Genomic DNA, 16,188 nt, shown 5'->3' on the forward strand with positions numbered 1-16,188 from the left:
TCTCGCATTTGGAATCGCGATCATCCTGGAGCCCGAGGCCCCCGCCGGAGGCACATATCTTTGAAGTATGAGTCTCTTCCCCCACCGTGTCGTGGCCTGGCTCGCCGGTCTGTTCATAGCAGTCATTGCTGTGCTGACCGATCCGGGGCAGGTGCTGGCGGCCATACTCGGGAGACGAGGTAGTAAGGGAAGGCATGCCGGGGAGACCCCAGGGGCCGGCGACCCGAAGAACCTCGGAAAGCACGCGTAGCGGTTGAGGTCGGTGGTCGCAGGAAGTATGTGCGGCGGCGTGGCGCTGAAGTCGGCGAGTTCGCTTGGTACGGCGAGCGAGCGGTACGGCTACGGCCCGGGCCGCCGCCGTCCGGGACCGGCGCCCACGCCGCACGCCCGGACGGCGTGCGGCAGAGGGCCGGGTACGGCGGCGCGCCGCGCCGCCGCTTGATCACTTATGAGCGCAATTCAGCAAAACATCTCGTGGGACTCGACGATCCGGCAGCACACCCGCATTACCCGAACTTGAATGGGTCTTGTTTCGGATAGCTGACGAGGGCTGATCTGTCGGTTACCACGAGGGTGTGCGATACGCGCAAGGCGGCAGCTTCACCCCCAAGGAGCAGCAACGCCGTGAGCAGGCTCTTCGGATCACCCCACACATGTCCCGCGACTTGTGATTCGGCTGCTGTAGCGGCATGCTTTCCATCTCAAGGTAGATAATGGCCATAGTGCCGTATCGATGTTATGGCAGGGCAAATGGTGGCCGGCGTAGGCCGTCACGCTGGCGTCGTCGAATTGCGGACGTAGATTGCTACAACCTCCAGCCAACTTCGTTAGATTGCTTTGCTACTTCTTTCCATGGCAACGCTTATACTTCCTTCCCGAACCGCAAGAGCAAAGAGCGTTTCGCTCGATGTTCCCCAATGTTGCTCGAGACTCTCCTCTTGCCTCCTCGTGTGGCTCGAAATCAGCTAGCGCGCCTGTAAAACTGTTGCGGCTGACTTGTGGTGGCAACAAAGAGGTCCGGTTCGCCGCAATCTCCTCTATTAGCGCACCTTGGTTGCGAAGTTCAGCTTCACCTGTAGCCGAAACTTGATACGCCCGCAAAGCCAAGATCTCTTCTCTCGCAGCGTCGATCTGCCCAGACCATGCCAGCACGACTGCGTACTGGCCCCGGACCGCCACCAAAAGATCCATCAACTGATATTCCGTTATAACTGGTAGCAAAAACCTTTCCGAGATGTCACGAGCTTGGTCAAAACTTCCCACTTCAACGAGCTCATCTACGACATCTTGACCAACGCGGACAGCCGAACGCCAGGCCGAAGCCGCCTGATAGAACTTCATCGCGTGAAGGAAGGCAATCGCTGCAGGCCGGCCCAGTTTCTGAAGAGCTCGCGCCACGAGACCCAAACAATCACCAGCGCGACGCAGATCGTCCTCGCGCCTTGAAGTATCCGGCACAGTCGCCAGAATGTGTTCGGGATTAGCCATAAAAACATCTTCAGGTCCGAGGCCAAGATGGTTGTAGTAATCCGCGGTCAGGGACATAACTTGCGACGCGACATCATCATATGCGCCGACTTGATACAAGGCCACCGCGCGATTGTAGCGGAGTATCCTATTCAGATCAGGGCGATCGGATACATGCGCTGATCCCGTACTGAAGGCTGCGTCAATACCGGTGCGATCGTCCTGCAGTGCAAAACTAAACATTTCCTTCATCGACAGTGCGACTCTTGTGCGGTCGCCGAGATTATAGTGCTCCACTATATGACCCATTTTGCCGACGAGGGTCGGTATGCGATCAAATAGTCCCTGAGTTTGTTCCCAATAAACAAGCGCATCGAGTGCCCAAAACCGATCTTCCGCACTGAGCGTCGTGGACTCGGCGGCCTCTTCAAGTGTGCCTTTCAATTCTCGCCACTCGCCAAATTGGTGAAACTGCTCCTGTGTGGCGGTATCAATTAGTACATCCAGCCGGCCGGTCTGGGGTAGAAGTCGAAGCCAGAGACCAAATCTGCCTATAGACCATTCTGTCGGAAGAGATCGTTGTGCGATCTCCACGAGAATCTCGCGCGCCGCGTCAACCAGAGCCGCGTCAAGCATTTCCCAGACATCTCGAGCCAGTAACCTGAATGCGTCGTGGAGCTTGAGTCGACCATCCGGGAAGAGTTGGACAATACCGTGACGGTTGAGTTCGCGAATGGCTCTCGCAATGGATGCTTGCGACGAATTTGTGGTGCCAACCAACTCCAGCACTTCTGTTCGGGTGAGTGGAATATCGGCTAGATCGAGCACTGCAGTGGTAGTTCTCGCCGCTAGAGATAGTTGTTCGAAGGTTTGTGCCAAGATGATCTCTTGGGCGGTATGTGCCATATTCAGCCGTTGCTCGACTGATCGAAGGAAATCAGCTACATCATTGCCGTAGGTCTCGGCAGCCAGCTGGGCGGCGTTCACTACATAGAGGGGTACGCCAGCGGTTAGGGCGATAATACGATGCCCCATCGACGCGTCGATGAGACAGCCAGCATCGGCGAATACGGCGACGACCGTGTCCAACGGCCAACCGCCAAGTATATTGGCCTTGATTTGAAGCCAGGCTTCCAACTCGGCCTGCCCTGGCCAAGGTTGACCAATCAGTCTGAAACGTAGATCGGGTGCAGACTCCACCAGTGCACGCAGGGTTTTAGCCGATACACGATGGACATTGTCCAGGACGACAATGACTTCGAATCCCACCGCCACTAGCTGGCGGGATATTGCCGCCAACAATTCCAGGCCGCTCGCCGATGGCAGAACTGCCCCACCAGTATTATTATCTTGCCCACTCAGAAATCTGGCCGTCAGCTCGCGCGCCAGCGAAGAAGCCAATGCTGTCCCTGGGAGCTCACCAATGTCGAAGTACACCGTGGGATAGGGATGCAATTGGGCCCACCGTGACGCCCACGCTGTCTTGCCAGCTCCAGACACACCAACCAGCAACCAGACCCTATCGACGTTGTCCAGAACCGGCTCATTTGATTGTGGACGATACTCAGACGGCGGCTGAGGGAATTCCTGAAGCTGCACAACAAGCTGCTCCAGAAATGACCTCATCTGGGCCAGCGAAACCGCATGCCCCGGCTGCCCCGCCGCCACTTGTTGTACCAGCCCGGCTAGCTTCAGCACGAGGGTTTGAGAAGACAAGCTAGGAAAGGGGATTAGCTCGGCTTGGTCGACACACCACTGAAATGCTGCGGCAAAATTCGGCCATGCCTGCGGTAGTCGCAAATCCATGGCAGGGTCGGGACAGTTAGGCCACAACAGCACGACGTCACGTGGCCAGTCTGGCTCGAGCAATCGTCTACGCAGGTCGATCCCGGGCTCGACGTTGCTGAGCACTGCAAACTTTCCTTCACCTGATCGCCTGCCGTGCATATGTTCTTCACGTAGGCTGGCAAAGCGTTGCAACGCATCAGCAACGTCGTGGAATTGGAGAGCACGGTTTCGGGTCTTTACCTGAACATAGACGTGTGACGAAGCGCGCACGAGTTCCACGTCTTCGTCATGCTCAATGATAATGAAATCGGTCGCAGTTTCCTCCATAAGTAGTAAGCATGCAACGGCATAAAGGTGCTGGTATCCGAAGCCACGATGAGTGGCCTCAATCCGTGACAACTGCTGCGGATCGAGCACCGGATGGAGGCGGAGATCGTTTTCATTGGACTTCATGGCTACAAGTATGGCTGTTTATCTACGCGCGCGCGATCGATTCATGTGCGGACGTGCGCCGTCCGCGTCATCAGCGGGTAGACCTGCGTGGGCAGGCACCACACAACCGGAGACCAGCTCCTTCGGCGCCAGCCTAGGTAGCAGATCATTGTGGGGCAACAGCATGAGCACTGAACTCATCACTGTCTCCGAAGTGATAGCCGTCCTCAAGGTCAGCCGCTGGACCCTCTACAGCCCATCCACTTCGGTCACTTTGACCTCGGTCGCCGTCGGCGAACGCCGCCAATGCTCCGTGGCTGCACCATCGAGGTCTAAGTGCTGACTCAAGTGGCGAGAGCTGTGGGAACGCCCTGCACAACCCGTATCCCTTGCGGGATCATCCCGCGTATGAGGGCGAAGCCCGACGAAGAAGAACCGCAGAGCCTCGATCAATCCCGGAGGGGTTCAGCCACCTCCGCTGGGAGGGCTGACCAGCCCTCTGCTGTGCTTCTAGCCGGTTTAGAGCACGTGCGCGGAAGGCATGAACAATGGATAATTCGCCTGGCGTGCGGGCGGATTATGAAGGTGGGCAGCCGGAATTTCTACGGCCCGCCAAGGGCTTTCATGGCGGCTGTCTTGGGGTCGCCGTAGAAGACTGGGTCGACCTGCTCCATGATTTCAGCACTCACATCCAGAAAGTTTCTCTTGTTCTCAATAGGGATAAGAGCCCTCTTGGCGCCGTTATCTTTAGCGACTTGCAGCGGTTCGGTGAGTGAGCGCATCGGCTTGATATTCCCCTGCACGCTCATGTCACCCAATATTAGTAGTGCAGGGCCTACCGGCGCTTTTCGCAAGGCCGAATAGCAGGCAACGAAGAAGGCTACACCGAGTTCCGCCTCTACACGATTGGCGAGCAGATCGATAATCTCTACGTGAACATCGGAGACGTCTAGGTCCCGGGCAACGGCGAGTTCGACTTTCTTCGTCCACAGGTAGCTGAACGCACGCTGGACGGATTCCTTAGTGACGCCATCGACGCCACCCGCGAGCTTCAGCTTGCCGGTACCGCTAGAGATCGAGATCTCGATGCGGTATAGGCCAACCGTGCCGTCGGAGGTGACCCCGGCGCTGTACACGGTCCCCGGCGACAACGGATCTGTTGAGATCAGGTCCCGTCCACCCTGCTCGGGCACGCCGACGAAACGCTCTTCGCCTGTTTCCTGCAGCGTGTAGCTGAATGACGTGTGGTAATACTCGAAGGAACCCATCTTTTTGAGCTGCTCTTTGACGCGCCGCCTCCCCTCCAGCGCGAATTCCACGACCTCTTCGAGCTCCTCCCGGGTCACCTCGCCATGCGGGAACAAGATCTTCGCCAAGCCGGAGACTGTCTTGCGTACCGCCTTGCGGTCGCGGGCGTTGAGGTGCGAGCCGAGCGAGAAGTGCCGGTCGATCATTTCCGTGTAGTTGTGCTTGCGCATCTCGCGCAGCGCCTCGGCGAGATAGTCGACAACAAACCCGTAGTGATTAGTGAAGAGTTCGTTGCGCATCTTGGGGATCTCCCAGCCGGGGAGATAGTAGTGAATGCGGTCGATGAAGGCCATGTCGTCTCGGATGACGCTGGGCATCGGTGAGAAGAGATGGCCGGTCTGCACCATCACGTCAACAGGTTGGTTGGTGTTGCCGAACATGGCAATGCTCGCGTCGCCGGACATCGCCTCCTGTCCGCGCTGGAAGGTGCCCGACTCGCAGTAGGTCTTCATCGTCGTGACGACTTCTTTTGGCATCTTCTGCAGGTCGGCGACCTCGTCGAAGCCGACGACATCCCAGATCTGCACCATGCCTTTCTGTCTTCCGGACATGTGCCCGAAGAGATTGGCGACCGTCGTGCCGCCGGTGAGTAGCGCCGAGTACGGGGAGACCTCCTGCACCACGTAACTCTTGCCGGTGCCTCGCGGCCCGAGTTCGACGAGATTGTAGTTCCGCTCGGCAAAGGGGATCAGCCTGACCAGGAAGAGGAACTTCAGCCGGCGGGACATCTCGCCGGGCTCGTAACCCGTACTGCGAATGATCAGGTCGAGCCACTCGTCGGTGGTGAACTCGCTGCGCGTCTTCCGGTATTCCTCCAGGTCGAAGGTGGCAATCTGGATCGGCGTCAGCCGGTCGATCCAGAACGGGTTCTTTCCCCGCGACTCCTCGTCGTACTCGAACCGCATATCGACCTGGGCCCAGATTCCGCCCATGACCAGACGCTCGTACTCGCGGACGTAGTGCGCGGGGATGTGGACGTTCTTGTGTCCGAAGTTGGTGACCTCGGCCCAGTAGTCGGAGTCGACGAGGCGGACCTTGACCTTGTCGATGAACGTGTGGCGGCCGCGGTCCTTCACGATCGCTTGCGCCTTCATCGACTCGTCGGCACGGATGTAGTTGTTCGCGAGAGTGTCGTTGACGACCTGTAGACCCATCTGGATGGTCATCTCGTCGGAGGACGCGCAGTACTTGCCGAGCAGGAATTCCAGGACGAAGACCGGTACGTTCGCACCGACCTTCACCTTCCGGACCAGGTCCTTGCGGACCACCTTGCCGGCGAACAGCCGGTTGACCTTGTCGTCCAGCATGTCGCGAGAAATGGGCGCCGCGCTCATCGCACACCGAGCCGTACCGGGATTTTAGTCCGTGACCGGTACAGTTCCGCGTCCGTTTCCGGGTCCTGCACGACGATCTGGAGTGAGTCGACCGTGTCGTCGGTGAGCTGGAAGCCGACGGTGGTGGACCGGCCGGGTTCGAGTTGGATGCGTTCGGTGGCGCGGTCGAACTCCGCTCCGGCCGCCATGCCGACCGCGCCGACCTGGTTGCCGCCTGAGATGAGCATGGCGCGTACGGTCGTTCCGGTCGTTCCCAAGATCATCTGCCCACTCCCCAACGACAGGGTGACAGTGAAGATCCGGTTCGTGATGGTCTCCGGGGTGTCCGTCACGGTGACGCTCGCGGTGGTATCGCGCTCGGCCGTACCGGCCGCGGTCCTGATCGTGACGACGGGGATGACCATCTCCTGCAGGGTCGGCCCGCCGTGGTGGAAGGCGAGGTCCCCACCGGCTCTGAACACCCCCGCCCCAGCCGGGAAGACCAGTTCGAGGTCTGAGTCGTATCCGAGGGCGGACGCCGCGACCCGGACGCATCCCGGCGGTGTCGCGCCGCCGCGACCGATCCAGCAGCGTCGGTGCAGGTCGACTGTACGGCCGCCGGGTGAGTCGGTACGCATTGACTCGTCCCGGTCGGTGGCGAAGAAAAGGTGACCGTGGTCCGCGGTGACGACGGCGTACCCCACGCCGGCAGCGGCTAGTTTGCGGATCGCCCGGGCGATGTTGTCGATGACCGTGTCCATCACCTGCCTGGCGTGAAAGGTGAACCCCGCCTCGCCTACCTTGTCGATCTCCTGCGAGCGGACCACCACCACGTGCGCGCCGTCGAGCTTCTTCGTCAACTTCGACGGTGGCAGGCTGAGCAGCTCAGCAAGCGAGATATCGGCCGACGTCGGGATGCGGGCCTTGGTGTACTTCTGCCGCGCCGTCAGATCCGGAAGGAAGGTGCCGTCGATCCTGGCGCCGAGTCTGCTGCCTTCCTCGACAACAGAGAAGCTAGCGGACGCGCCTGGTTGTAGGGCAGCCATCCCGACGGGCGTGATGCTGGGCAGCGCGGCGACGCCGGGCCGCACCGAGACCTCCGAACTCTCCGGCAGCCTGCGCGCCAGCTCGACGCCCATCTCGTACCTCATGGCGTCGACCAGGAAGTAGGCCACGGGTTTCGGCTGCGCCGCGACAACCTCGCCGTACACGTGGGTCTGGTACAGGGCATCGGGGATGGTCCAGTCGGATGAGCGCAGAGCGTCGACGAAGCTCGCCGCCATGAGGTGGCAGGTGTCCTCGTACGCCCGCCGCACCAGACCCAGCGGTCGTTCGTCCGGATCGTCGTCCAGGGTGGCCACCCAGGCTTCCAGACGCCGTTGGGCCTGGTCCAGCCGGTACCACTCGCATGGGGCGTCCGTGTACCGGGTGAGCCAGGTGCGCGCGTCACCGTTGGCTCTGCTCAACTCGGCGCGCACCCGTACCGCTTCGCGGCCCAGCTCCGCCATCCGGCGGACCGCTTCCCACTGGGCCTTACGCCCGACGTCCAGCTCCAGCCAGAAGCTGTGCTCCCGTTGGGTGACAATGGCGAGCGCCTCGTCGTACTGCGCCGCCACGATCAGGTCGGCGCAGTGGCGCAGCAACTCGCGCTCTTCAAAGCGGAATGTGTCGATCGAGCCAAGCGCGCTCGCGGGTACCTTCGTGTCGCGTAGTCGCAGGTCGTCCGCGACCCGGTCGGCCAGCGCCGGGTAGGCGGCTGAGAAGTCAACCCGTAGCCGCGTGGCCAGCTCCCGCACGGCCGAGGCGGACTGGGCGGAGGGCGGCGTCGGGACCCCTTCGAGGGCCGCCGGTGGCGACCATGCCAGATCCAGCCGGAACTCGTTGGCCAGAACGTAGCGCGCGGTGATCGCCCGCAGCTTCGGCAGGGCGGCGTCGTCGGGCGGCTCCAGGCCCAGCCTCGCCTTGATCAGCGAGACGAGTTCAGTGGTGGCGGCCTTCGCGCTGATGGCGGCGTCATGGGATTCGTCCGTCAGCCAGGCACCCAGCATCGCGTCGCCGTCCCGGGCATCATGGAAGACGGTCTTGAGGATCGACGGTGGCTCCGGCCCGTCGCTCTCGGCCAGCCGCGTCAGATCCTCGTACGTCAGCTTCCGGTCCGCCGCTAGCATCTGATCGACGACACCAAGCGTGTACGTCTTTAGCAGCAGGTTCCTGGCCAGCTGCACCAGCACCGGGTTCCACCGGGTGCCCGCCTCCTCCAGCTCCATGAGCACCGAGCCACGGGGGTCACGGGCACAGCCAGGCAGATAGATGAGGACGGCGTCGGCCGCGTCGCCGTAGACGTACGGCTCGACTGCGGTCCGTAGCTCGAACATCGACCCAGCGTACTCGACGACCTTGACGTCGACTCCACCCACAGACACCGGCACGGGCTCAGCGCCGGTATGTGGACCACCGCGAACCTCGTTCATGAACGGCGTGAACTCGCTTCGCTGGTCGTACCAGACAACGACCTTCCGAGCGTTGAGTCGGTCAGCGAGGAGCTTCGCTAAGTAATCGTGCAGTGGGTGCATGTCAGCGACCTCCACCGTTGCCCCGGCCGACGGTGCCGCGCCGACGCCCGGTGCCCCCGCCGCTGGCGGCCGTCGGGGCGCTGAGCAGGCTCCGCAGCGCATCCTTGACCGCTGGCGACATCCGCTCCCGGATCAACTCATCGACCGGCCGGGTGGGTGTCGGGCGGGCCGACCACTTACGATCCGTCATCTGTTCCCAAAAGACGTCCTCCAGGTTGTGCGCGATGGCGAGGCTACGGTCCGTCGCGCACTTTGGGACGACCCGCTCAGGCCACAGGTGCATGGCGAGGTGTGCCCAGTCGTATTTGCCGGCGCAGAGCGCGTCCCAGGTCGTCTTGAGCTCCTTCTGCCATGATCGGTGGTGCGGGACGAGGCGCCACAGCGGCGCAAAGTTGATGATGACGCCGTCGTCGAGATCCGGGTTCCACAGCGGCGCTACCCGCCTTACCTCGTCTAGGAGGCCGCGCAGATCGTCCACGAAGGTCTCCTGGTCGGTGAGTGCACGACGCTCCGCCGCAGTCGACCGGTCCTGAAGCTCCTGCCGCATGGTTTCCAGACGGCGCTCCTCAAGCATCAGCTTGGGTACGACGTAATCGTTTTGCACCCGATACATCGTGTCCCTGGTGAATGCATGGATATAGAGCCAGACAGAGTATCTCGCCGACGAGGTCGCCAGTTGCCAGTAGATGGGAGCCTTGCGCCGACTCTTCGAATACATCTTGATGTGCAGCGGGAAGAACTCCCGCGCCAGCCACCGACGCAGGTCGTCCGGCTCAGACACATCCACGGTGCTGGCGACCGCCGAGAGGTGGGATGTCAGGTCGCGGGCATGGCCGGGATCGTCCACCAGGATGTCCGGTGGCGGTACGGGAGGCTCCTCGCCCTCCGGCCACATGCCGGGAGAACGAGCCGGCAGCGGATCGAAAGGCTCTGGTTCAGGTGGAATCGGTCGTGCACCGGTCGCCAGTCTCGGATCGAATCGGCCAAACACTACTCCGACGAGCCACGAGACTAGGCCGTCATCTGGCGCACCCGATAAGTCGTATGTCGGTTCAGCCTCGTCATCGGACTCATGCTGCTCTTCATCAGCATAATCGAATTCTTCCAAAAGGCTGGCGCCAAAAAACGAGGTATTGAGGATGGTGTGCCGATCGTGTTCGCCGATCCCGTATAGGCGAAACGTGTATTCGTCGATATCTATCTTTAGGTGGGAGAGTTCAAGGTTGAGGCGAGCGGGATCTAATTCCCTAAGATGATTGAAGGCGGCCGGAAGCACAAAAGACCAGGATGTTTCATCGATTGTCTTTGATGCTCTGCTAAGGGACCAGGCCTTGCGAGCGAGCTCGGCCAAAACCCTACGCTCCTCCGGATTTTGTATTGGAGCTGGCGTGGATTGAATGACGCCTGCTTCGTATGACCCGAAGGACATCTGGAGTGCGATTAGATATCTGAACGGCTGCGAGTTAGCAAGCGCCATAGTGGCAAGGAGCTCGGTTTCCGAATTGTGCTGGTGGAAACATCCGGGTCCTTTGTCTCCAAATATCGAACCTCCCGGTAGCGCTCTAAGGCTGAAGCCTTTCTGGCTGCGACGCGACCATGTGAGGCCAGGTCGAAAAAAGTACTGCAGAGAGGCGGGACGAACGTCAGGCCGGTGAGGGGTGCCGAGGTACCCGGGATAGGTTTTTCGTGAAGGGTCCCAGGCTATGAGAAGATGCAAGTCCGCATAGAATTGTGAGAAAGCTCCCCCCTTTGCATGGGGAACCCAAACATGGTCGGAACGGTTTACTCGACCGACTTCCCATAGGAGTCGAATCCACCTTTTGTCGTCGGTGGTGCCGTTCGTTCGGCGCGCGACGCGCTCCCCGTGCTCGAAAGGGGGAAGTTTAGTGAATAGCCCGAGCAGTTGATCACTCACCCAGTAAGCGAAAGGTGTGCGGGGCACCACGGAAAACCCGCCGACATCTCGATCGAAGTAGTCCCTTTCGGCGGGCTCCAAAACCTGTCCCTTTGATATAGCCGTGATTAGCCCTGCGAGTGTCGCCTCCTTTTGATGTGCCTCATGCTCGGTAAGTCTGAGAAATATCGTCATCTGCGCGCCTCCAGACAGTACGCTGCAGTCTCCACCATTGCGCCATCCAGGACGCCGTTGCCGAGATCGGCGAAAACGACGGGAGGTGCCTTCTTTAGAACTATTTCCTCGCGCCACCTCTGAAACCGGGACAAGAAAAATCCGCTTCGAGATGTAATTGCGCCGAGTCTCCCGCGCGGGCTTAGCAGATCAATGCCACGTTCAACGAACGCTGCGTAAACATCATTCTTTGTACGAGGGTAGGCTTTCTCGAAAACCGTCTTGGCTCTCGTGCTTCCGGAGCCGAACGGCGGGTTCATCAGCACGGTATCGTAGCGTTGGTCTGCTATGGATAGCAGGCCAATTCCGTGTGCGGCGTCTTCGGCGAAGAGGCGGCGTCGAGTGTTGGCACGGGTGGCCGGGTCCGCGGCGAAGCGGGAGAGGGCCTCGTGCAGGCGCTCCTTGGGCGGGGTGAACAGATCATGCTGGTAGCCGGGGGCCAGCGGCTGGGAACAGCCGGACTCGATGCGGACCAGCAGCCCCAGGTCGCCAGCCAAGGCGAGCGCGTCGACGAGTTCGTTGAAGATCCTCGCCAGTTCCTCGTCGTTGAGGCGGGCGACGAAATCGAAGGCCACCTGGTCGTCGGCAACAAGCGGCTCGGCGACGACGATGTTCGACCGCCGAATCTGTGGACGTAGAGCGCGGCCGATGCCGAAGTCGCGATATGCGCGCTGGGTACGCATCCACAGTGCCAACTGGGCGATCTGCGCGCAGCGTGGGTCGATGTCGACGCCGTGCAGGTTTTGCGCGAGAACCAGGCCTGGGATCGCCTGCCGGAGTGCCTCAAGGGTCGGGTAGTCCTCGGCGAGGGTCCGTCCGGTCACCTCGCTGGCGGGGCTCTCCGGGTCGGCGTGCGCCTCCTCGTAGATCGTGATGAACAGGTCAAACGCGTACAGCAGGAAGTGGCCGCTGCCGCAGGCGGGGTCGAGCACCCGGATGTCCCGGGGGTCCTTCTTCGGCCGTGGCGCGAACCGCTCGCCCGGCTTGCGGACCAAGTACTGACACCTGTCGGCGAGCGCGGTGTCGGTGCCGCGCATTTCATACCAGATGCGACCAAGGGTGTTGTCGGTGAGGAACTGGACCACGTACCGGGGTGTGAAGAACTGGTTTCGGATGGCCAGCTCCCGGCTGTTGCGGGGCGCCTGGCTCTCGTTGCGCATCTTCCGACGTTCGTCGTCGCCGTTGAAGTACTGGTAGAACCAGCCGATCGTCTCGTCCTCGGCCCAGATGTCAGCCAGGTCCTGGTCGTTGAGGATCGCGAGCAGCCCGTCGAAGCTGGCCCGTCTCGGCCACAGCACCGACGCCGGGTCGCGCCGGTCGAACAGCACCTTCACCTCGGTCGACAGCTCGTCGAAGAGTGACTCGACGTAGAGGCGGTAAGCGGCGCCGCCGGGCAGCAGCGGCAGGCCGGGCGCCATCCCGCAGAACTCCCGGTACCCGGCCGATTCCTCGCCCCTGCTCACGCACTCCTGCACCAGCTCGCGTGCCTCGAGCATCTTCAGCGCTACGAACCGGTTCAGGGTGGTGAACGCCGCATCTCGGATGTAGTCGGCAACGGCCGCGGCCGTGGTCATGCCGGTGGCCCGCTTGTGCTCCAGCACCGCAACGATCTTCCTGCGCTGGTAGACCTGGTGAGGATTCAGGTGCGGGCTGGGCTGGGGAGCCACCTCGCCGCTGCGGAGCACGTCGAAGTCAGCTTCGAGCTGCTCGGCGAACTCGTTCTCCAGCAGCCTGCGGGCGCGTTGGGTGGCGCGGTCGATAGCGTTGCGGGTCTGCTTATCCACGATGCCCTCCCCGGCGGGTGCGCGGGGGCCGCTTCTGCGGAGGCTGATTGTCCCGTCTGAGCCGTTCGAGATAGTCCAGATTGCGCTGAATCTGATCACTGAGATTCTGGTCGACACTGTGCGCGACCGCGTCGCGCAAGTCGTGTTCGGCCCGGTCCAGGTAGGCGTGGAACTCGCGCCATGCCCGCTGACGGGTGGCCTCCGCGATGTCGCGGTTCTTCGCCGTCGTGCGGCACAGCTTCGCCAGCCCGATGAAGGCATCGCCGCGGAGTTGGCGTAGCGACGGGTTCGTCTGCCACTCCGGGTGCTCCAGCAGGTTCCTCTCAATCAGAGCCAGCGCGCTCTGGTAGTCGTGCGCGCGGCTCATGGCCACCGCGATGCGCCGCAGTTCGCGCTCCTCCAGCCGGCCACGGGCAGCCGATGAGAGCAGCCTGCTGGCGAGTTGCTGGTGCTCGTCAGTAACCTGATCGTTCTGCAGCGCCTCGGCGAGTTGCACCAGCACCTGCGGGGGCAGCGACTCGATCTGGTCGAGGTGCTGCCGGACCCAGGCCGACACGGCGTCGGGGTCGCGCCGAGCGTGATGGACCTCTGCGAACAACTGGATCGCCCGGAAGTTGAGGCTGTCGCTGGTCAGTACCCGCTCCACCTGTCTGCGCGCCGTCTCCAGGTCACCCAGGGCTAGCGCCTGTTCGGCCGAGCGGAGGTCGCGCAGCGCGGCATGCCGTGGATGGGCCGGCAGTACGCAAACCACCCGGATCAAGTCGGCTTCAAAGATTGGTGGCGGGCACCCTTCCTCTCGCATCGACCGGAGGATCGTGGGGATGCCCTGTCCTTCTGCCTGGGCCAATTGCAGCCGGGAGAAGAACCAGGCGAGTGACTGGTTCCGCCATCTCGGTGACGCCGTTCCCTTGCGAAGGGATTCCATGTCCACCCCGGCGGGCAGCGAGCCAGGGGACGCCACTTCGATCCGATCCGAGAAGACAGTCAGCCGCGTGGGGTCGGGCAGTTCGTAGTCGCGATGGGCCAACGCGTTGCCCATCGCCTCGTAGAGCGCGCGCTTCGGATACTTGATGACATTTGGCGAGGTGGGGTCGGTCTTGTCGAAGGCCGTGTACGACTGGATGTCGAGCAGCTCCTGCAGCCGCAGCGCCTGCTCGAGCACGTTCCCTGCCAGGTCGTGCCGCTCGGCGTGCGGATCTGAGCGATCCACGCCTGGATAGATGGAGAAGTACGTGACGGCTCCGGGAATGAAACGCTGGGTTTCCCTGCCGAACAGCAGGACCGCGAAGTTGCGCGGCCGCAGGACACCGGTCAGCGGCTCGCTAGCCAGCAGCGGCGGGACGAACGCGCTCAGTTGCACATCTGGCGACAGGTACGGCTCGACGCCCGTTTCGCGGGAGAAGACCCCCATCCGTTGCAGTGCCTCGCGTAGCGCCAACAGGTCGAGGTCGGCCTCCGTGGCTCCGTTGCACGGCCGACGGTCCCACGGCTCAAGGGCTCCCTTGCGGACGAGCAGATCCTTGAGCGTCCCATTCCTCGCCTCGGTGGTGGACCGGCTGACCCGCACGTAGTGCTTGGCACCATCGTTGCGGCGGCGGAAGGTGTGCGCGGTGCCGGTGGCCGGTTGGACGAAGACGAGGATTCGTCGCTGCGGGTCCGCTGTGTCCAACTCCTCGACCAATGGCGTGATCGGCGGCGACACCAGGTCCCGGCAGCGGGACAACACTGTACCCTCGATCTCCTTAAGCCTGTTCGCGGTCAGGCCGACGCGCACCAGCGTGGGGAAGTCGTGCACGTCTTTGTCCTCGCGGACGCCACAGACCACGTACCCTCCGCCGAGATTCTGCAGGTCGTTAGCGAAGGCGCTTAGCGTGGCCACGACGTCGTCGATATCGGCGACGTTCTCCTTCCACTCCGTCTGTTCGTTCTCCCGACGGGCCAGCTCATTGAGATCGAAACGCGCGGTCACGACAGCACGACTTTCTTTCCCGCGCCGATCAGCCGCGCGCACTCCTCGCGTAGGCCGGCGAGTGCGGCGTCCAACTGCTCCTCTGTCTCGATCCCCCCGGAGAAGTAGGAGTGGACCTTGACGGATGCCAGACGGTCCCCTTCGAGGGTTTCCTGCATCCGCCGGATGGCCTCGCGAAGGCGCCCTTCACAGGCGTCACGTTCGGAGCGCAGCAGTGAGATCGGCACCGTGTGCGGCAGTGGGCGTTGACCGGCCAAAAGCTTGCCCGCGATATCCTGCCGGGTCTGCTCGGCCAGATCATGCCAGCCTGGCTCGCTGATGAGCTGCTTGAATGCGGTGGTGTAGGCGTCGATGCGCGCCTGCTGGGCGTCGTCGAACCGGCGCGCGTACTCCAACTCGATCGCCCGGGCGTGCTGTTCTATCGCGGGTAGGTCGCGGTAAAATGTCTCGCGCGCGAGGAGGTCCGCCAACTCCGCGGCGCGTGACTCCAAATCCGGGCCGATACCCGGCTCGTCCTTCAGCACAGGCCAAGCTACCTCGGCCGCCTGGCGGGCCCGCTCAAGATCATGCAGCCGCGACTCGGTGAGGACCTGCTCGAGCTCGGTGGCGCGCCTGATCGCGTCCTTGATCGCCCGGTGGCTCGCGTTGAACGTAGCGATGGCCTCCTCGGCCGACCCGCGCAGGATCGCCTTCATCTGCCCGAGCGCGGTGTCCAGGACCGCGCCGCCGGGAAGGCGGTGTGCCGCCAGTGCGGACTGTGTCGAGGCGACCACGTCCTCATGGCGGGCGATCTGCTCGCGTAGCTCGGCGGCGATGGCGTTGGCGTTCAGTTCGCGACAGCCTTCTCCGAAGGTGTCAGAGAAGGCCTCACTCGCCTTCACCACCTCTTCGAACTCGATACCTTTTCGCGGGCGGAAGGACGCCTGGCGGAACAGATTGTTGTTGGAGAAGGTCTCACGCGCTTCGACGCTGGTCATGGTGTTGAGGGTCCGCCCCTTGCTGGTCGCCTCGACCTTCTCGGCGCGTATGAGGGCCAGCACCAGCAGCCGGACCACCTCGAAGTCCCATCCGAAGGGCTCGTTGGCGAACTCGTCAGCCAGGTACCTCCCGCTGGCCGTCTCCCCGTAGTTGGTCCGCTCCTCGATCCGGTGCAAGATCTCCCGGAGCGGGCCGCTCTCGATGCGGAATACCGTCTGGCCATTCTCATCGCGGAGTAGGTTCAACTGGCTGAAGACCTGCGGTAGGCCTCGCAGATTCTGCGCGGTGAAGATCGCGTCGGTGCCCCTCCGGACGTCATTAACCTTCGCGGCGGCTTCCTGGAAGCGGTCGAAGACATCGGGCAGCACTTGGCCCCCGGAGTCGGCGAGAGTGCGGCCTCGCACACGATCACCCCTGGCCGGCGACGCCAGGGGCTGCCGGCGGGAAG

Annotated in this window: 7 protein-coding genes; all 7 read right to left on the reverse strand. The window is 62.3% G+C overall.

The window, feature by feature from the left end; all coding sequences use genetic code 11:
• Nucleotides 1-840 precede the first annotated feature (840 nt).
• Nucleotides 841-3,708, reverse strand: a complete 2,868-nt coding sequence (locus AB0B89_RS04340) for a dsDNA nuclease domain-containing protein (protein WP_358547916.1) — start codon at nucleotides 3,706-3,708, stop codon at nucleotides 841-843.
• 581 nt (nucleotides 3,709-4,289) lie between these two features.
• Nucleotides 4,290-6,302 (reverse strand): protease Lon-related BREX system protein BrxL, encoded by a 2,013-nt coding sequence (gene brxL, locus AB0B89_RS04345; RefSeq protein WP_358547919.1) that lies wholly within the window; start codon nucleotides 6,300-6,302, stop codon nucleotides 4,290-4,292.
• 23 nt (nucleotides 6,303-6,325) lie between these two features.
• The gene (locus tag AB0B89_RS04350) at nucleotides 6,326-8,683 is read right to left on the reverse strand and encodes a PglZ domain-containing protein (protein ID WP_358547922.1); all 2,358 of its coding nucleotides are present in this window, start codon (nucleotides 8,681-8,683) and stop codon (nucleotides 6,326-6,328) included.
• A 199-nt stretch (nucleotides 8,684-8,882) separates the two neighbouring features.
• Nucleotides 8,883-10,232: a hypothetical protein gene (locus AB0B89_RS04355; RefSeq protein WP_358547925.1), complete on the reverse strand. Its 1,350-nt coding sequence runs from the start codon at nucleotides 10,230-10,232 to the stop codon at nucleotides 8,883-8,885.
• Between the two features lie 734 nt (nucleotides 10,233-10,966).
• Nucleotides 10,967-12,793 carry a DNA methyltransferase gene (locus AB0B89_RS04360; RefSeq protein ID WP_358547928.1) on the reverse strand — a complete coding sequence of 609 codons (1,827 nt, stop codon included), beginning with the start codon at nucleotides 12,791-12,793 and terminating at the stop codon, nucleotides 10,967-10,969.
• Complete coding sequence (locus AB0B89_RS04365) at nucleotides 12,786-14,762, reverse strand: ATP-binding protein (RefSeq protein WP_358547931.1); 1,977 nt, start codon at nucleotides 14,760-14,762, stop codon at nucleotides 12,786-12,788. Before AB0B89_RS04365 ends, AB0B89_RS04360 begins: the two co-directional genes overlap by 8 nt.
• A partial coding sequence (locus AB0B89_RS04370; RefSeq protein WP_358547935.1) for a hypothetical protein occupies nucleotides 14,759-16,188 on the reverse strand: 1,430 nt, incomplete at its 5' end. The genes AB0B89_RS04370 and AB0B89_RS04365, both read right to left, overlap by 4 nt.

It is taken from the genome of Sphaerisporangium sp. NPDC049002, assembly GCF_040649355.1.
In the GTDB taxonomy this organism is placed as follows: Bacteria; Actinomycetota; Actinomycetes; order Streptosporangiales; family Streptosporangiaceae; genus Sphaerisporangium.

Excerpts from the sequence above, each read along its gene's own strand:
- AB0B89_RS04340 (WP_358547916.1), bottom strand. The coding sequence starts at position 3,708 with ATGAAGTCCAATGAAAACGATCTCCGCCTCCATCCGGTGCTCGATCCG.
- brxL (WP_358547919.1), bottom strand. The coding sequence starts at position 6,302 with ATGCTGGACGACAAGGTCAACCGGCTGTTCGCCGGCAAGGTGGTCCGC.
- AB0B89_RS04350 (WP_358547922.1), bottom strand. The coding sequence starts at position 8,683 with ATGTTCGAGCTACGGACCGCAGTCGAGCCGTACGTCTACGGCGACGCG.